The 17,617-nt window shown below is 53.8% G+C and carries 15 protein-coding genes and 2 tRNA genes; 14 read left to right on the top strand and 3 right to left on the bottom strand.

What is annotated here, in order from left to right; all coding sequences use genetic code 11:
• Positions 1-3: 3 nt before the first annotated feature.
• The 14 genes from glmM to FGI04_RS15580 all read left to right on the top strand — a co-directional run bounded on the left by glmM (position 4) and on the right by FGI04_RS15580 (position 14,468).
• On the top strand, positions 4-1,341 hold the full coding sequence (gene glmM / locus FGI04_RS15645; protein ID WP_342698696.1) for a phosphoglucosamine mutase: 1,338 nt from the start codon (positions 4-6) through the stop codon (positions 1,339-1,341).
• A gap of 293 nt (positions 1,342-1,634) precedes the next feature.
• Positions 1,635-1,970: a preprotein translocase subunit SecG gene (gene secG / locus FGI04_RS15640; protein WP_012883338.1), complete on the top strand. Its 336-nt coding sequence runs from the start codon at positions 1,635-1,637 to the stop codon at positions 1,968-1,970.
• A 50-nt stretch (positions 1,971-2,020) separates the two neighbouring features.
• Positions 2,021-2,107 (top strand) — tRNA-Leu (locus FGI04_RS15635).
• Between the two features lie 59 nt (positions 2,108-2,166).
• Positions 2,167-2,243: transfer RNA gene (locus FGI04_RS15630), tRNA-Met, on the top strand.
• A gap of 218 nt (positions 2,244-2,461) precedes the next feature.
• Entirely contained in the window at positions 2,462-2,914 is a 453-nt protein-coding gene (gene rimP, locus FGI04_RS15625; RefSeq protein ID WP_026357807.1) for a ribosome maturation factor RimP, read from the top strand.
• Positions 2,915-2,935: 21 nt separating this feature from the next.
• Entirely contained in the window at positions 2,936-4,426 is a 1,491-nt protein-coding gene (gene nusA, locus FGI04_RS15620) for a transcription termination factor NusA (RefSeq protein WP_016943782.1), read from the top strand.
• A 25-nt stretch (positions 4,427-4,451) separates the two neighbouring features.
• Positions 4,452-7,169 (top strand): translation initiation factor IF-2, encoded by a 2,718-nt coding sequence (gene infB / locus FGI04_RS15615; protein ID WP_168364917.1) that lies wholly within the window; start codon positions 4,452-4,454, stop codon positions 7,167-7,169.
• 74 nt (positions 7,170-7,243) lie between these two features.
• Positions 7,244-7,645, top strand: coding sequence for a 30S ribosome-binding factor RbfA (gene rbfA / locus FGI04_RS15610; protein WP_016943784.1), 402 nt, complete (start codon positions 7,244-7,246; stop codon positions 7,643-7,645).
• Positions 7,645-8,601: a tRNA pseudouridine(55) synthase TruB gene (gene truB, locus FGI04_RS15605; protein ID WP_342698695.1), complete on the top strand. Its 957-nt coding sequence runs from the start codon at positions 7,645-7,647 to the stop codon at positions 8,599-8,601. Before rbfA ends, truB begins: the two co-directional genes overlap by 1 nt.
• Before the next feature lie 107 nt (positions 8,602-8,708).
• On the top strand, positions 8,709-8,978 hold the full coding sequence (gene rpsO, locus FGI04_RS15600; RefSeq protein WP_012771120.1) for a 30S ribosomal protein S15: 270 nt from the start codon (positions 8,709-8,711) through the stop codon (positions 8,976-8,978).
• Between the two features lie 302 nt (positions 8,979-9,280).
• Positions 9,281-11,401: a polyribonucleotide nucleotidyltransferase gene (gene pnp / locus FGI04_RS15595; RefSeq protein WP_407336962.1), complete on the top strand. Its 2,121-nt coding sequence runs from the start codon at positions 9,281-9,283 to the stop codon at positions 11,399-11,401.
• A 127-nt stretch (positions 11,402-11,528) separates the two neighbouring features.
• Positions 11,529-12,413, top strand: a complete 885-nt coding sequence (gene nlpI, locus FGI04_RS15590; protein ID WP_016943787.1) for a lipoprotein NlpI — start codon at positions 11,529-11,531, stop codon at positions 12,411-12,413.
• 108 nt (positions 12,414-12,521) lie between these two features.
• Positions 12,522-12,581, top strand: a complete 60-nt coding sequence (gene yrbN / locus FGI04_RS15585) for a protein YrbN (protein ID WP_107760761.1) — start codon at positions 12,522-12,524, stop codon at positions 12,579-12,581.
• A 12-nt stretch (positions 12,582-12,593) separates the two neighbouring features.
• Positions 12,594-14,468, top strand: coding sequence for a DEAD/DEAH family ATP-dependent RNA helicase (locus FGI04_RS15580; protein WP_407336961.1), 1,875 nt, complete (start codon positions 12,594-12,596; stop codon positions 14,466-14,468).
• 82 nt (positions 14,469-14,550) lie between these two features.
• Here the strand turns inward: FGI04_RS15580 and FGI04_RS15575 are convergent, their stop codons facing one another.
• The 3 genes from FGI04_RS15575 to ubiU form a co-directional block, all read right to left on the bottom strand.
• Entirely contained in the window at positions 14,551-15,570 is a 1,020-nt protein-coding gene (locus FGI04_RS15575) for a luciferase-like monooxygenase (RefSeq protein ID WP_342698693.1), read from the bottom strand.
• A gap of 118 nt (positions 15,571-15,688) precedes the next feature.
• A complete protein-coding gene (locus FGI04_RS15570; RefSeq protein WP_342698692.1) occupies positions 15,689-16,567 on the bottom strand; it encodes a U32 family peptidase in 879 nt (292 codons plus the stop codon).
• An 18-nt stretch (positions 16,568-16,585) separates the two neighbouring features.
• The gene (ubiU, locus tag FGI04_RS15565; protein WP_012883349.1) at positions 16,586-17,584 is read right to left on the bottom strand and encodes a ubiquinone anaerobic biosynthesis protein UbiU; all 999 of its coding nucleotides are present in this window, start codon (positions 17,582-17,584) and stop codon (positions 16,586-16,588) included.
• Positions 17,585-17,617 lie beyond the last annotated feature (33 nt).

The raw sequence follows: 17,617 nt of genomic DNA, 5'->3' as shown, positions 1-17,617 counted from the left end.
AATATGAGTAGCCGCAAATATTTTGGCACTGACGGTATTCGGGGCAAGGTGGGCGACCTGCCGATTACACCTGATTTCGTACTGAAATTGGGTTGGGCAGCCGGTAAGGTACTGGCACGCCACGGTTCCAGAAAGATCATTATCGGCAAAGATACCCGTATCTCGGGTTATATGCTGGAGTCTGCGCTCGAAGCAGGTTTGGCTGCCGCAGGGCTGTCAGCATCATTCACCGGCCCGATGCCAACCCCGGCGGTGGCGTATCTTACCCGGACTTTCCGCGCAGAGGCTGGCATCGTTATTTCAGCGTCCCATAACCCCTACTACGATAACGGCATCAAATTCTTTTCGATTGACGGCACCAAGTTGCCGGACGAAGTAGAAGAGGCGATCGAAGCGGAAATGGAAAAACCGCTGACTTGCGTAGAATCCGCCGAATTGGGCCGGGCAAGCCGTATCGTCGATGCTGCCGGACGTTATATTGAGTTCTGCAAAAGTACGTTTCCGAGTGAGTTGAGTCTTAATGGTCTCAAAATCGTGGTCGATTGTGCGAATGGTGCGACCTATCACATTGCGCCCAGCGTATTGCGCGAGTTAGGTGCCAAGGTGATCGCGATTGGGTGTGAGCCGGATGGGGTGAACATCAATGAGCAGTGTGGTGCGACCGATGTGACTCAACTTCAGGAACGCGTACTGTCTGAAAAGGCTGATGTGGGCCTGGCGTTTGATGGTGACGGTGATCGTCTGATTATGGTTGATCACCAGGGTAACAAAGTGGATGGCGACCAGATCCTGTATATCATCGCGCGTGAAGCGTTGCGTCAGGGCCAGCTCCGTGGTGGTGCGGTCGGCACTCTGATGAGTAACATGGGGCTTGAAGTAGCGCTAAAACAGCTTGGTGTGCCGTTTGCCCGCGCTAAAGTGGGTGACCGCTATGTTCTGGAGCTGATGCAGTCAAAAGGCTGGCGGCTGGGGGCAGAGAATTCAGGCCACGTTATCCTGCTAGATAAAACGACGACTGGTGATGGGGTCATCGCAGGCTTACAGGTGCTGACAGCGATGGTGCGCAACCACATGAGCTTGCATGACCTGTGCAGTGGTATGAAACTTTTCCCACAAATACTGGTGAATGTTCACTTTTCTGGCGAGGGGGACCCGTTGGAAAGTGATGCGGTGAAACAGGCGACCCAGGATGTGGAAGCGCAACTGGCCGGTCGTGGTCGGGTGTTGCTGCGTAAATCGGGTACGGAGCCGCTAATCCGCGTGATGGTAGAAGGGGAAGATGAGGCGACCGTGACACAGATGGCAAACCACATTGCGGATGCAGTAAGAGCCGCAGGCTAAACGGCAACACAGCGGACTGAAACAGTGGCAAGGGGCGAGACTCTTGCCACCACGCTGGCAAATGTGTGAACTACTGAGTAATCAGTATTTTCCGGTCTTTTTTTCCGATGCGCTGTTTTTTTCCTCAATCGGTTAATGGGCACCAAATTACCCTTGCGTACATCCGAGGCTTTAGTTAGTATTCAGACCCGCTTTATAGGGGATGTAACACATCCTATTGCGGATAGTCGCGGGTGAACCGCAAGAATTAGCGATGCCTTGCCGAATGGTGGGGATACATAACGGGTACAACTATGTACGAAGCTCTTCTGATAATTTTCCTGCTGGTAGCGATTGGCCTCGTTGGTCTTATCATGCTGCAGCAAGGTAAAGGTGCAGATATGGGAGCGTCGTTCGGAGCAGGTGCTTCCGCTACGCTGTTTGGTTCTAGCGGTTCCGGCAATTTCATGACCCGAATGACGGCGCTGTTTGCCACGCTGTTTTTCGTACTCAGTCTGATTCTGGGCAACATGAGTTCTGACCACAGCAAAAAAAGCAGTGGCTGGGATAACCTGAGTCAGCCGGCTGCTGCTGAAAAAGCAGACCAGCCTAAAGCACCAGCTGCACCGTCGAGCGATATTCCTAAATAATCGCAGACGCTTCATCAACAAAAATGTTGATGATAAAAACAAATTGTGATGCCGAGGTGGTGGAATTGGTAGACACGCTACCTTGAGGTGGTAGTGCCCGATTGGGCTTACGGGTTCAAGTCCCGTCCTCGGTACCAATCCTATAGATAACTTGCATTTTCGCGGTTGTCAGCGTAGTATTTGCCACGTTTTCGGACGCGGGGTGGAGCAGCTTGGTAGCTCGTCGGGCTCATAACCCGAAGGTCGTCGGTTCAAATCCGGCCCCCGCAACCACTTAACTTCCCAGAAAAGTTTTTTTTCAAATAAACTGTTTTGCATCAAGCGTACTGTTTACGGTGAATTTTGAAAGAATACTTGATGGTAGTTATACCGCAGCAGTTTGCGGTAAATAGGGTCCAGTTGCATAAAGCCCCGATATATCGGGGTTTTTTGTTATCTGACAGCAGAATTACTGGGCTATTAAGCCCTTTTTTTATGTCTTGGGGGTGGGCTTGTCCACATTAGAACAAAAGTTAACAGAGATGATTTCGGCACCTGTTGAAGCCCTTGGCTATGAGCTGGTGGGCATTGAGTTCATCCGGGGACGCCAGTCGACACTGCGTATCTATATTGATAGTGAAGATGGTATCACTGTTGATGATTGTGCTGATGTTAGCCACCAGGTCAGTGCGGTATTGGATGTTGAGGATCCCATATCCGTTGCCTATAACCTGGAAGTGTCGTCACCGGGCCTGGACCGGCCGCTTTTTACTGCTGCACATTACGCGCATTTTGTGGGTGAAGAAGTGAGTCTGGTACTGCGCATGGCGGTTCAGAATCGCCGCAAGTGGCAAGGTATTATCAAGTCCGTCGAAGGTGAGATGATTACCGTAACAGTGGAAGGCAAAGATGAAGTGTTCGCGCTGAGCAATATCCAGAAGGCGAACCTGGTACCCCACTTTTAAAGTTTGGATGAGGCAACTAGGATGAATAAAGAGATTCTGGCTGTTGTTGAAGCGGTTTCCAATGAAAAAGCCGTGCCGCGCGAAAAGATTTTTGAAGCGCTGGAGACTGCACTGGCGACAGCGACCAAGAAAAAATACGAGCAGGAAATTGATGTTCGTGTTTGCATCGACCGTAAAACCGGCGATTTCGATACTTTCCGCCGCTGGCAGGTTGTCAACGAAGTGACCCAGCCAACACGAGAAATCACTCTGGAAGCGGCGCAATTCGAAGAGCCGAGTATTGATCTGGGTGGTTACATTGAAGATCAGATCGAATCCGTGACTTTCGACCGCATCACCACGCAGACCGCTAAGCAAGTTATCGTACAGAAAGTGCGTGAAGCTGAGCGTGCGATGGTGGTTGATCAGTTCCGCGAGCAGGAAGGCGAAATTGTTACCGGTGTAGTGAAGAAAGTGAACCGCGATAACATCACGCTGGATTTGGGTAGTAATGCCGAAGCGGTGATCGGCCGTGAAGATATGCTGCCGCGTGAAAACTTCCGCCCAGGTGACCGTATTCGCGGTGTATTGTACGCCGTTCGTCCGGAAGCGCGTGGCGCGCAGTTGTTTGTGAGCCGTTCCCGCCCTGAAATGCTGATTGAACTGTTTCGCATCGAAGTGCCGGAAATCGGTGAAGAAGTCATTGAAATCAAAGCCGCTGCCCGCGACCCGGGTTCCCGCGCTAAAATCGCGGTTAAAACCAACGACAAGCGTATCGACCCGGTCGGTGCGTGCGTGGGGATGCGTGGTGCGCGCGTTCAGGCGGTATCCAGCGAACTGGGCGGCGAGCGTATCGACATCGTCCTGTGGGATGACAATCCGGCACAGTTCGTGATTAATGCCATGGCACCGGCTGATGTGGCATCCATCGTGGTTGATGAAGATAAACACACCATGGATATCGCGGTTGAGGCGGGTAACCTGGCTCAGGCCATCGGCCGTAACGGTCAGAACGTGCGTCTGGCTTCCCAACTGAGTGGCTGGGAGCTGAACGTGATGACCATTGAGGACTTGCAGGCTAAACATCAGGCCGAAGCCCATGCTGCTATCGATATTTTCACCAAACATCTGGATATCGACGAAGAGTTTGCTACTGCGCTGGTTGAAGAAGGCTTTTCTTCACTAGAAGAGCTGGCTTATGTCCCCATCCATGAGTTGCAGGAAATCGATGGTTTGGATGAAGAAACCATCGAGGCATTGCGCGAGCGTGCGAAAGCGGCGCTGACCACACTGGCTCTGGCGAATGAAGAGAACCGTGGCAACGGTCAGCCGGCAGAAGATTTGCTCAATTTATCTGGTCTGTCACGTGAGCTGGCGTTTAAACTAGCAGCTCGCGGTGTTTGCACGCTGGAAGATCTTGCTGAGCAGGGCGTCGATGACCTGGCAGATATCGAAGGGCTTAATGAAGAACAAGCCGGTGAGCTGATTATGGCTGCACGTAATATCTGTTGGTTTGGTGGCAGTAACGAATAACGAACTGTAGCAGGAAAGGAACAGCATGACAGATGTAACCCTGAAATCACTGGCCGCAGAGATCCAGACGCCGGTTGACCGCCTGATACAGCAGTTTGCTGATGCGGGGATCACCAAATCTGCGTCGGACTCTGTGACTCAGAACGAAAAAGAAACACTATTGGCGCACCTGAACCGTGATCGCGGTGCTGCGCCAGGGAAATTGACCTTGCAGCGTAAGACACGTAGCACGTTAAATATTCCCAGCACCGGTGGTAAGAGCAAATCGGTGCAGATCGAAGTCCGCAAGAAACGCACCTATGTAAAACGCGATCCTCACGAAGAGCAGCAAGCTGCGGCTGAGGAAGAGCAGGCACGGCGTGAAGCGGAAGAACAGGCACAGCGCGCTGCTGAGGAACAAGCCAAACGTGAAGCTGAAGAAAAAGCCAAACGTGAGGAAGAAGAGAAGGCAAAACGCGCCGTTGCTGAAGAGCAAGCCAAACGTGAGGCCGCCGAAAAAGCTAAGCGTGACGTAGCGGAAAAAGAGAAAGTGAGCAATCAACAAAACGATAGTATGACTAAACCAGCTCAGGCTGAGAAAGCGCGTCGCGAAGCGGAAGCGGCTGAACTCAAGCGTAAGGCGGAAGAAGCGGCTCGTCGTAAGGTCGAGGAAGAAGCTCGTCGTATCGCTGAAGAAGCTCGCCGTATGGCAGAAGAAAATGCCGGACGCTGGGAAAAAGAAGGCAGCGAAGTCACCGAAGACGCCGATTATCACGTAACCACCTCTCATCACGCGCGTGAAGCGGAAGATGAGAACGATCGTCAGGTCGAAGGTGGTCGCGGTCGCGGTCGCGGCGGCAAAGTAACCAAACAGAAGAAAGGCAATCGCCTGTCTGAATCGAAAGCTGATCGTGAAGAAGCCCGTGCGGTGACTCGCGGCGGCAAAGGCAAACGTAAACCGAGCACGCTGCAACAAGGCTTTAATAAGCCGGTGCAGGCGGTCAACCGTGATGTTGTGATTGGCGAAACCATTACCGTTGCCGAGCTGGCCAACAAAATGGCGGTCAAAGGTTCTCAGGTCATCAAAACGATGATGAAACTGGGGGCAATGGCAACCATCAACCAGGTTATCGATCAGGAAACTGCTCAGCTGGTCGCGGAAGAAATGGGTCACAAAGTGATCCTGCGCCGTGAAAACGAGCTGGAAGAAGCGGTAATGAGCGATCGTGATACCGGTCTGTCCTCCGAATCCGAATCACGTGCGCCGGTGGTCACCATCATGGGTCACGTTGACCATGGTAAGACGTCATTGCTGGACTACATTCGTTCAACCAAAGTGGCGGCAGGCGAAGCGGGTGGTATTACCCAGCATATCGGTGCTTACCACGTTGAAACGGATAACGGCATGATTACCTTCCTGGATACCCCGGGGCATGCGGCGTTTACCGCTATGCGTGCTCGTGGTGCTCAGGCGACCGATATCGTGGTGCTGGTTGTGGCTGCTGATGACGGCGTGATGCCGCAGACGATTGAAGCTATTCAGCATGCCAAAGCGGCTAAAGTGCCGGTGGTTGTGGCTGTTAACAAAATCGATAAACCGGAAGCTGATCCGGATCGCGTTAAAAACGAACTCTCCCAGTACGGTATTATGCCGGAAGAGTGGGGTGGTGAATCCCAGTTTGTGCATGTTTCTGCCAAGAGTGGCGAAGGCATCGACGAACTGCTGGAAGCTATCTTGCTGCAGGCTGAAGTACTGGAACTGAAAGCCGTTCATAGCGGTATGGCCAGTGGTGTGGTCATCGAATCCTTCCTGGACAAAGGCCGTGGCCCGGTGGCGACCGTGTTGGTACGCGAAGGGACGTTGAACAAGGGCGACATCGTACTGTGTGGCTTTGAATACGGTCGTGTTCGTGCCATGCGTGACGAACTGGGCCGCGAAATTACCGAAGCAGGTCCGTCTATTCCGGTAGAGATTCTGGGTCTGTCCGGTGTACCGGCTGCGGGTGACGAAGCGACAGTTGTGCGTGACGAGAAGAAAGCACGTGAAGTCGCGCTTTATCGTCAGGGTAAATTCCGCGAAGTGAAACTGGCGCGTCAGCAGAAGTCCAAGCTGGAAAATATGTTCGCCAACATGAACGAAGGCGAAGTATCCGAACTGAACATCGTAATGAAAGCCGACGTTCAGGGCTCTGTGGAAGCCATTTCCGATTCGTTGCAGAAGCTGTCTACCGACGAAGTCAAAGTCAAGATTGTGGGTTCCGGCGTGGGTGGGATCACCGAAACCGATGCCACACTGGCTGCCGCCTCCAACGCGATTATCCTTGGCTTTAACGTCCGTGCGGATGCCTCTGCCCGTCGTATCGTTGAAGCAGAAAGCCTGGATCTGCGTTACTACTCCGTTATCTATGACCTGATCGACGAAGTGAAACAGGCAATGAGCGGTATGCTGGCACCGGAATACAAGCAGGAAATTATCGGTCTGGCGGAAGTGCGCGATGTGTTCAAGTCACCGAAGTTCGGCGCGATTGCTGGCTGTATGGTGACCGAAGGGGTGGTGAAACGTCACAACCCGATTCGCGTGCTGCGTGACAACGTGGTTATCTTTGAAGGTGAGCTGGAATCCCTGCGTCGCTTCAAGGATGACGTCAACGAAGTCCGTAATGGTATGGAATGTGGTATCGGCGTGAAGAACTACAACGATGTTCGCACTGGTGACATGATCGAAGTATTTGAAACTATTGAGATCAAACGCACCATCGAGTGATACGTGCAACAACGTACCTGATGTTTTCATGCTGGGGGGCCGAGTGCCCCCCAATTTTTCTTTGAGGATTCATCATGGCAAAAGAATTCAGCCGCACGCAGCGTGTGGCGCAGGAAATGCAAAAAGAAATCGCCATTATTATTCAGCGTGAAGTGAAAGATCCGCGTGTAGGTATGGCGACGGTATCCGGCGTAGAAGTGTCACGCGATCTGGCTTACGCCAAAGTATTTGTGACCTTTTTGAATGACAACGAGCCGGAGCAGGTTAAAGCCGGGGTGAAGGCATTACAGGATGCATCTGGTTTTATCCGTATGCTGCTGGGCAAGGCGATGCGTCTGCGCGTCGTACCGGAACTGACCTTCTCCTATGATAACTCTCTGGTCGAGGGGATGCGGATGTCCAATCTGGTGACCCGCGTGGTTAAACGCGATGCCGAGCGTCGTACATCTGACACAGATGATGAGCAGGAGGCGTAATGTCGCGTCCTCGCCGTCGTGGTCGTGATATCCACGGCGTTCTACTGCTGGATAAACCGCAAGGGGCGTCATCTAATGATGTCTTGCAGAAGGTAAAACGCCTCTTCAATGCCAACAAAGCCGGGCATACAGGCGCGCTGGATCCATTGGCGACCGGTATGTTGCCGATATGTCTGGGTGAAGCGACCAAGTTTTCCCAATACCTGCTGGATGCCGATAAGCGTTACCGGGTGATAGCCCGTCTGGGGCAACGGACCGATACGTCTGATGCCGACGGTAATGTTATCCAGGAACGTCCCGTCACATTTACGCATGACGCGTTAATGCTGGCGCTGGACAGCTTTCGCGGCGATACCCAGCAGGTACCGTCGATGTATTCTGCTCTGAAATACCAGGGCCGCCCGCTCTACGAGTACGCCCGTCAGGGGCTGGTTGTGCCGCGAGAAGCGCGTGACATTACCGTCTATGAGTTGCAGTTTATCCGCTGGGAAGCCGATGAGCTGGAACTGGAAATCCACTGCTCCAAGGGAACGTACATCCGTACCATCATTGATGATCTGGGTGAGAAACTGGGGTGTGGTGCTCATGTGATGTATCTGCGCCGTTTGCAGGTGGCGACGTATCCTACCGAGCGTATGGTTACGCTGGAGCAGTTACAGACGCTGCGTGAACAGGCAGAAGCACAGGAACAACCGATTGGTGACTTGCTGGATGTACTGCTGTTGCCAATGGATACCGCTGTGCAGGCATTTCCAGAGGTGAATCTGTCACCGGTGGTGGCCGGTTACCTTAAACTGGGGCAGGCAGTGCGTGCTACTGCTGTACCGACCGATGGCATGGTGCGCATCACTGAGGGTGACGAGCACCGATTCATCGGTATGGGCGAAATAGATGATGAAGGACGGGTGGCACCGCGTCGTCTGGTAGTAGAAAACCCTGAGCCGACGGCTGTCTGAGCGCCTTGCGATTATATAGCGCTAAGAGTAAAATAGCGCGGCTTAAATCTTGGGCGGCTGAATTAGAGATCGGCGCCCGTTCTATCTATATTATTTTGGAGTAAATCATGTCTCTAAGCGTTGAAGCAAAAGCGAAAATTGTTGCGGAATTTGGTCGTGGCACGAATGACAGCGGTTCTACCGAAGTCCAGGTTGCTCTGCTGACTGCGCAGATTAATCATCTGCAGGGTCACTTTGCTGAGCACAAGAAAGATCACCACAGCCGCCGCGGTCTGCTGCGTATGGTTTCTCAGCGTCGTAAGCTGCTGGACTACCTGAAGCGTAAAGATCTGGCTCGCTACACTACCCTGATTGAACGTCTGGGTCTGCGTCGCTAATTCGACGAGTTTCAGGAGAAAGGGGCCTCTTTGGGCCCCTTTCTTCTAGGAAGTACCAGCAAAACAGAGTAATGTATTGCTGTTGTAAATAGGATCCGTAATTACAGCGATTCGCGCGGCTAATGAGAGGCTTTATTTATTACTGTTGCCTATATAGGGGTGCATGGGAAATAGCTGCATCGAGAATAGCGTTATCAGAATAAAGTCTGTCATTAGTCGCGAGGATGTAATGAGCGGATCGGGTATTTAACTGGTGCGCCATATCAGGGATATGGCGCGCGCCTCTGGTAAAGGATAGTATTTTGCTAAATCCGATCGTTCGTAAATTCCAGTACGGTCAACATACCGTAACGCTGGAAACCGGCATGATGGCCCGTCAGGCCACTGCTGCTGTTATGGTTAGCATGGATGACACCGCAGTATTTGTAACTGTTGTGGGCGCCAAACACGCTAAACCGGGCCAGGATTTCTTCCCGCTGACTGTTAACTATCAAGAGCGTACCTACGCTGCTGGTCGTATCCCCGGTGGTTTCTTCCGCCGTGAAGGCCGTCCGAGCGAAGGCGAAACGCTGATTTCCCGTTTGATTGACCGTCCGATTCGCCCGCTGTTCCCGGATGGTTTCGTTAACGAAGTCCAGGTTATCGCTACTGTGGTTTCCGTGAATCCGCAGGTTAACCCGGATATCGTTGCCATGATCGGTGCCTCTGCGGCACTGAGTCTGTCGGGTATCCCGTTCAATGGCCCGATTGGTGCCGCTCGCGTTGGTTACATCAACGATCAGTACGTGCTGAACCCGACGACCGAAGAGCTGAAAACCAGCCGTTTGGATCTGGTTGTTGCTGGTACTGAAGGCGCGGTACTGATGGTGGAATCTGAAGCAGACCTGCTGAGCGAAGATCAGATGCTGGGTGCAGTGGTATTCGGTCATGATCAGCAACAGGTTGTTATCGAGAACATCAAGTCACTGACGGCAGAAGCGGGTAAACCGAAGTGGAACTGGCAGGCACCGGAAGTGAACGTCGAACTGCACAACCGTGTGCAGGCGCTGTCTGAAGCGCGTCTGGGTGACGCTTATCGCATCACTGAAAAACAGGAACGCTACGCACAGGTTGATACCATCAAAGCTGACGTGGTTGCAGCCCTGCTGGCAGAAGATGAAACGCTGGACGAAAACGAACTGCGTGACATCCTCGGCAGCATCGAGAAAAACGTAGTACGTAGCCGTGTGCTGCGTGGCGAACCGCGTATCGACGGTCGCGAAAAAGACATGATCCGTGGTCTGGATGTACGTACTGGCGTGCTGCCGCGTACTCACGGTTCTGCGCTGTTCACCCGTGGTGAAACTCAGGCGTTGGTTACCGCGACGCTGGGTACCGAGCGTGATGCTCAGAGCATTGATGAGCTGACTGGCGAGCGTACCGATCGCTTCTTGCTGCACTACAACTTCCCTCCGTACTCCGTAGGTGAGACCGGTATGGTTGGGTCACCGAAGCGCCGCGAAATCGGTCACGGTCGTCTGGCTAAACGTGGTGTACTGGCTGTTATGCCGAAACCGGAAGCCTTCCCGTACACCGTACGTGTTGTGTCTGAAATTACCGAATCCAACGGTTCTTCCTCCATGGCTTCCGTCTGTGGTGCTTCGCTAGCGCTGATGGATGCAGGCGTGCCGATCAAAGCGGCTGTAGCCGGTATCGCGATGGGTCTGGTGAAGGAAGGCGACAACTACGTTGTCCTGTCTGATATTCTGGGTGACGAAGACCACCTGGGCGATATGGACTTCAAAGTAGCCGGTAGCCGTGAAGGTGTGACCGCGTTGCAGATGGACATCAAAATCGAAGGGATCACCCGCGAAATTATGCAGGTGGCTCTGAATCAGGCCAAGGGTGCGCGTCTGCACATTCTGGGTGTGATGGAACAGGCTATCAGCACGCCGCGTGGCGATATCTCCGAATTCGCACCGCGTATCCACACCATCAAGATCAGCACTGACAAGATCAAAGATGTGATCGGTAAAGGCGGCTCTGTTATCCGCGCGCTGACTGAAGAAACCGGTACGACTATCGAGATCGAAGATGATGGTACGGTGAAGATCGCCTCGACCGACGGCGAAAAAGCTAAACACGCGATTCGTCGTATCGAAGAGATCACGGCGGAAATCGAAGTGGGCCGCATCTATCAGGGCAAAGTGACTCGTATCGTTGACTTTGGCGCGTTTGTTGCCATCGGTGGCGGTAAAGAAGGTCTGGTACATATTTCTCAAATCGCCGACAAGCGTGTTGAGAAAGTGACCGACTATCTGCAGATGGGCCAGGAAGTACCGGTCAAGGTACTGGAAGTGGACCGTCAGGGTCGTATCCGTTTGAGCATAAAAGAAGCAACTGCTCAACCTCAGGAAACTACACCGGTTTCCGAGGCAGAATAATAGCGGATAATCAATTGGCAGCTCCTTACAGTATGAAGGAGCTGCGTGTATTATAAGGAACGGATATCCTTATGCTGAGCAGTCGGGGACAGGATGTTCATCCAATGTTTGTCTTCGGGAGTGGGAAATGAAGCCTTTCTTGCGCTGGTGTTATGTTGCGACAGCAATTATGCTGGCAGGATGCAGCAACACGGATTGGCGCAAAGATGCAGTGCTGGCGGTTCCGTTGCAGCCTACGTTGCAGCAGGAAGTCATTCTGGCGCGCATGGAGCAAATCCTGGCGAGCCGGGCAATTACTCCCGATGAGCGAGCACAGCTGTTATATGAGCGCGGAGTGCTGTATGATAGCCTCGGGTTACGGGCGTTGGCGCGAAATGATTTTTCACAAGCGCTTTCTATCCGTCCCGATATGCCGGAAGTGTTTAACTATCTCGGCATTTACTTGACGCAGGCAGGCAATTTTGATGCTGCCTATGAAGCGTTTGATTCTGTATTAGAGCTTGATCCAACTTACAATTATGCGCGTTTGAATCGGGGCATCGCTTTGTACTACGGCGGTCGCTACCAGTTGGCGCAGGATGATCTGCTAGCGTTTTATCGCGACGATCCTAATGATCCTTTCCGTTCCCTGTGGCTTTACCTGGTGGAGAGAGAAATCAATCCCGAGAAGGCCAAACTGGCGTTGAAAGAACGCTACGAGGGTGCAAAGAAAGGTGTGTGGGGATGGACGATTGTCGAATTCTACCTGGGCAACATCAGCGAAAAAGCGTTGATGCAGCGTGTACAGGAAGAAGCTAAGGATAACACTTCGCTCGCCGAGCATCTCAGTGAAACTGACTTCTATTTAGGTAAGCACTACCTAAGTCTGGGGGACAAGAACACCGCCGAGGCGTTGTTCAAGCTGACGGTTGCTAACAATGTTCATAATTTTGTTGAGCACCGCTATGCATTGTTGGAATTGGCGCAGTTAGGCCAAGAGCAAGACGACCTATCAGGATCGGACCAGCAATAGCTGACGAACACCTTTCAGCCAGAGATCATGACGATTTCTTCATCGCCTTAACGGGCGAGGCTTTTTTGTTCGCTTTTTAATCCAATTTGAGCCGGTTCACACTTTTCAATGAAAATGATTGAGTATTTTCTCGACAAGTTATGTAGACTGGCCGCCATTTTGAAGTGAGGCAAAGTTTACATGGCAGAGTTTGAAATCTCTTTTGCTAGCTTGGGGCTGTCTGCTCCTATTCTGAATGCACTGTCTGAGATGGGGTATGAAAAACCGTCTCCGATTCAGGCGGAATGTATTCCTCATCTGCTCAACGGGCGCGACGTACTGGGTATGGCGCAAACCGGGAGTGGCAAGACCGCGGCATTTTCCCTGCCGCTGCTGAACAATATCAAGGCTGATCTGAAAGCACCGCAGTTGCTGGTGCTGGCACCGACCCGTGAACTGGCGGTGCAGGTTGCAGAAGCCTGTAACGAATTTTCCAAACACATGCAGGGCGTCAATGTGGTCGCGCTGTATGGTGGCCAGCGTTATGACGTGCAGTTGCGCGCGCTGCGTCAGGGGCCGCAGGTGGTTGTCGGTACGCCGGGACGCCTGCTGGATCACCTGAAACGCGGTACGCTGGACCTGTCCAACCTGAGCGGTCTGGTGCTGGACGAAGCTGACGAAATGCTGCGCATGGGCTTCATCGAAGATGTGGAAAACATCATGGCGCAGATCCCGGCTGAGCATCAGACGGCGTTGTTCTCCGCTACTATGCCGGAGGCGATTCGCCGTATCACTCGTCGCTTTATGAACGATCCGCAGGAAGTGCGTATTCAGTCCAGCGTGACCACGCGCCCGGATATCAGCCAGAGTTACTGGACGGTATACGGTATGCGTAAAAACGAAGCGCTGATCCGTTTCCTGGAAGCCGAAGACTTTGATGCCGCGATCATTTTCGTGCGTACCAAAAACGCTACGCTGGAAGTAGCCGAAGCGCTGGAGCGCAGTGGTTATAACAGCGCCGCGCTGAACGGTGACATGAACCAGGCGCTGCGTGAACAAACGCTGGAGCGTCTGAAAGACGGTCGTCTGGATATCCTGATTGCAACTGACGTTGCTGCACGTGGTCTGGATGTTGATCGTATCAGCCTGGTGGTGAACTACGATATCCCGATGGATTCCGAATCCTACGTGCACCGTATCGGCCGTACTGGCCGTGCTGGTCGTGCTGGCCGTGCGCTGTTGTTCGTGGAAAACCGCGAGCGTCGCCTGCTGCGTAATATCGAACGCACCATGAAGCTGACTATTCCTGAGGTGGAATTGCCGAACGCCGAACTGCTCGGTCAGCGTCGTCTGGCGAAATTTGCCGCTAAAGTGCAGCAGCAACTGGAAAGCAGCGATCTGGACATGTACCGTGCGCTGCTTGGCAAACTGCAGCCGCAGGAAGAGCTGGATATCGAAACACTGGCCGCCGCACTGTTGAAGATGGCGCAGGGCGAACGTCCGCTGATTCTGCCGCCGGATCCGGTGGTTGAGCGCCGTCCGCGTCGCGAATTCCGCGATCGTGATGACCGTTTCGAACGTCGTGGCGAGCGCAACGATCGTGCCCCGCGTGGTGATGATCGTCCGGCTCGTCGTGAGCGTCGTGACGTGGGTGAAATGGATCTGTACCGGATCGAAGTGGGCCGTGATGATGGCGTAGAAGTGCGTCATATCGTGGGAGCGATCGCCAACGAAGGCGATATCAGCAGCCGTTACATCGGTAACATCAAACTGTTTGCTTCGCACTCCACTATCGAGCTGCCGAAAGGTATGCCGGGGGACCTGCTGTCGCACTTTACCCGTACGCGTATTCTGAACAAGCCAATGAACATGCAACTGATGGGTGATGCACAGCCGCATGAACGCCGTGAGCGCCGTGATGGTGGTGAGCGTGGCGATCGTGGTGCCCGTGGATTTGGCGATCGTACCGGTGGCGGTCGTGGTCGTCCGTTCAACGGTGAACGTCGTGAAGGCGGCGAGCGTCGTGGTGGTAACCGTGATGGTCAGCGCGCACCACGTCGTTTCAACGATGCCTGATAACGTCCGTTGCTGATAACCTCAGTGATTGATGTGAAAAACCAGCCTTCGGGCTGGTTTTTTTATGGCATAAATCTGACTGCTACTGGATGCGAGCTTCCCGCACCATATCCGGTTGCAGTTGCGCGACCAGCTCAAAGGAGCGCAGCCGTGCATGATGATCGAAGATTTGGCCGTTGATCATCAGCTCGTCCGCCTGGGTTTCCCGCAGTAAGGTTTGCAGGCCGTGGCGCACTTTGGCGGTATCGCCGACGATAGCCAGCCGTAATGTCTGCTCAACGGCAAACTGCTCGGCCGCAGACCAGTGTGTTTCCATCGACTCTACTGGTGCGGGCAGCGGCCCCGGCGTACCACGCCGCAGGTTGATAAACTGCTGTTGTAATGATGTAAACAGGAAACGGGCGTCACGGTCACTATCGGCGGCGACAACATTCACACACACCATGGCGTACGGTTTTTCCAGTTGGGCCGAAGGGCGGAAATTGTCACGATAAAGCTGCAAGGCTTGTAGCAGCATATCCGGTGCGAAATGGGCGGCGAAGGCAAACGGTAACCCCATTGAGGCCGCTAACTGGGCGCTGTACAGGCTGGAACCTAGCAGCCAGATGGGAATGTTCAGCCCTTGTCCCGGTACTGCCTGCACGGGCTGACCCGGTTGAGCCGGGGAAAAGTAGCGTTGAAGTTCCTGCACGTCGTGGGGAAAATCATCAATATCGGCATTCAGGTGGCGGCGTAACGCCTGCATGGTGCGGTGATCGGTGCCGGGGGCGCGCCCCAGACCGAGTTCAATACGGCCAGGATAGAGCGATTCGAGCGTGCCGAACTGTTCAGCTATCACCAGTGGTGCGTGGTTTGGCAGCATCACACCACCGGAACCCAGCCGGATGTGCCGCGTTCCTGCAGCAAGGTAACCGATCAACACCGAGGTGGCCGCGCTGGCGATACCGGTCATGTTGTGGTGTTCCGCCAGCCAATAGCGCTGATACCCCCACTTTTCCGCATGTTGCGCCAAATCCAGAGAATGGTGGAACGCATCACGGGCCGTATTGCCCTGCGGGATGGGAGCCAGATCGAGTAGCGAGAAAGGAACAGTAGCGGTCATAAGCGTCACTCATCAGGTTGAGGGGCTGACGCATCAGCCCAAATAAACACAGATAAGATGTTACGCTATCTTAACAAATGGCAACGGACGATGCGTGCGCATCGCCCTGACATTAGCGTTAACTGACCAGTTCCAGCCCGGCAACGCGTCGCCAGTAGCCGTTGCAATCCTGCTGATTTTCCAGCATTAGTGGTTGCTCACCGTGCTGGTTAGCGCGGAAACGGTCGATAATCGCCAGCGTGTCCAGCCCTTGAGGCGACAGACGTACGATATCCACCAGCCCTTCCATGGAAGTCAGGTCGTTACCGAGGTTATAGCAGTAACCGCTCTGAGTCTGGATGCCGTTAAGTACGAATACCTGCTGATTTTCCTGCGACAACATCTGGCGTCCTTGTGGATACTGGATGCAGCAGGTTTCGCATTCGTCTTTGGGACGGTTTTCCGAACGAGCGGTAAAACAGCGGGCGGAATAGGCCAGCGGCAGATGGCCGTAACTCAACACTTCGACTTCAAACTGATGGCGAAAACCCAGTTCATCACACTGATTAAGCAGGTGTTGCAGCCAGTCACGCGACAGCTCTACTGGCATGCACCAGCGCATCATGCCTTGTTTGTGCAGCAACCGCAGGGTGTAAGCGTTATAACAGTTCAGCGCATGACCGGCGACAAACGGCAGGTGACGTTCTGCCGCCATATTGACCGCGCCAAGATCGTTGGCTTCCAGCAGAAATTCGCCGTTCTCCACGTATTTTTTCAGTTCGGTCAATTCGGAAGGCGCTTGTAACAACGCCAGCGTAGATATCACCACCTGTTTACCGCTGGCGGCGACTTCACGCGCCAGTGTGAGCCAGTCGCCGACTTTCATCCCCCGGCGTTTACTGCACACGGTTTCACCCAGATAGATGATGTCGGCACTGCTGTCGAGCGCAGCACGATAGAAGGTTTCAATGTCGGCTTTCGGCCAATAGTAGAGCAGGGCGCCCAGTGAATATTTCATGTGATTGATGTCTCCTGACTACTGCCACTGGCGATGATAAGCGCCCAGCGTGGTCTGCGTACCTTCGGCAACGGCACCCAGCGCCTCCATCCACTCGGCGGTGGGGGTAAAATGTGCCGGGTCAGCTTTACAGCGGTCTATCGCCTGTCGCCACACCTGGGTTACCTGGCTGACGTAGGCCGGGCTGCGTTGCCTGCCTTCGATTTTTACCGAGGCGATATTCGCCGCCATCAGTTCTGGTAACAGTTCCAGCGTATTCAGACTGGTAGGCTCTTCCAGTGCGTGATAGCGCTGGCCGTCCACCAGATAGCGGCCTTTACACAGCGTCGGGTAACCCGCGTTTTCATTGTCCTGATAGCGGTCGATCAGCACATCATTCAGCCTTGATTCCATGCCGTTTTTCGTTTGTTGCCAGCGCACAAAGCGTGCCGGGGAGCAGGCACCCACGGTGTTGGGGGATTCGCCGGTCAGGTAAGACGACAGGTAACAACGTCCTTCGGCCATGATGCACAGGCTACCGAAGGCGAACACTTCCAGCGGCACCGGGCTGGTGCGCGATAGCTGCTTGACCTGATGGATGGACAGTACGCGTGGCAGCACAACACGGGCGACATCAAAGTGGCGCTGATAAAAGCGGATGGCTTCCTCGTTGGTGGCGGAGGCCTGAACCGACACGTGGCGCTCTACCGACGGATAACGCTCGGCGGCATATTCCAGCATCGCCAGATCCGCCAGAATCAGCGCATCGGCTCCTGCGGTTTGCACGGCAGTATCCACCGCTCGCTGCCAGCGTGGGTAACCATCCGGGTGAGCGAAGGTATTAATAGCAATATGCAGCTTGCGACGGTGGCGATGCACGTAGTCGCTGGCGTCCTGTAATTTTTTGTCGTTGAAATTGAGGCCGGCGAAGTGGCGGGCATTGGTATCGTCTTTCAGCCCGATGTACACCGCGTCGGCGCCATGATCGATGGCGGCTTTCAATGCCGGCAGGTTACCGGCGGGGCAAAGCAGTTCCATTCTTACGTCCTTTCATCACGGCCTAACGCAGCG

It is taken from the genome of Dickeya ananatis, assembly GCF_019464615.1.
Classification (GTDB): domain Bacteria; phylum Pseudomonadota; class Gammaproteobacteria; order Enterobacterales; family Enterobacteriaceae; genus Dickeya; species Dickeya oryzae.
Note: the sequence above shows the minus strand (reverse complement) of the source record. Positions and strands in the feature narration are given on the sequence as shown.

Excerpts from the sequence above, each read along its gene's own strand:
- ubiU (WP_012883349.1), bottom strand. The coding sequence starts at position 17,584 with ATGGAACTGCTTTGCCCCGCCGGTAACCTGCCGGCATTGAAAGCCGCC.
- FGI04_RS15580 (WP_407336961.1), top strand. The coding sequence starts at position 12,594 with ATGGCAGAGTTTGAAATCTCTTTTGCTAGCTTGGGGCTGTCTGCTCCT.
- FGI04_RS15575 (WP_342698693.1), bottom strand. The coding sequence starts at position 15,570 with ATGACCGCTACTGTTCCTTTCTCGCTACTCGATCTGGCTCCCATCCCG.
- truB (WP_342698695.1), top strand. The coding sequence starts at position 7,645 with ATGTCGCGTCCTCGCCGTCGTGGTCGTGATATCCACGGCGTTCTACTG.
- FGI04_RS15570 (WP_342698692.1), bottom strand. The coding sequence starts at position 16,567 with ATGAAATATTCACTGGGCGCCCTGCTCTACTATTGGCCGAAAGCCGAC.
- nlpI (WP_016943787.1), top strand. The coding sequence starts at position 11,529 with ATGAAGCCTTTCTTGCGCTGGTGTTATGTTGCGACAGCAATTATGCTG.
- nusA (WP_016943782.1), top strand. The coding sequence starts at position 2,936 with ATGAATAAAGAGATTCTGGCTGTTGTTGAAGCGGTTTCCAATGAAAAA.
- rbfA (WP_016943784.1), top strand. The coding sequence starts at position 7,244 with ATGGCAAAAGAATTCAGCCGCACGCAGCGTGTGGCGCAGGAAATGCAA.
- infB (WP_168364917.1), top strand. The coding sequence starts at position 4,452 with ATGACAGATGTAACCCTGAAATCACTGGCCGCAGAGATCCAGACGCCG.
- glmM (WP_342698696.1), top strand. The coding sequence starts at position 4 with ATGAGTAGCCGCAAATATTTTGGCACTGACGGTATTCGGGGCAAGGTG.
- secG (WP_012883338.1), top strand. The coding sequence starts at position 1,635 with ATGTACGAAGCTCTTCTGATAATTTTCCTGCTGGTAGCGATTGGCCTC.
- rpsO (WP_012771120.1), top strand. The coding sequence starts at position 8,709 with ATGTCTCTAAGCGTTGAAGCAAAAGCGAAAATTGTTGCGGAATTTGGT.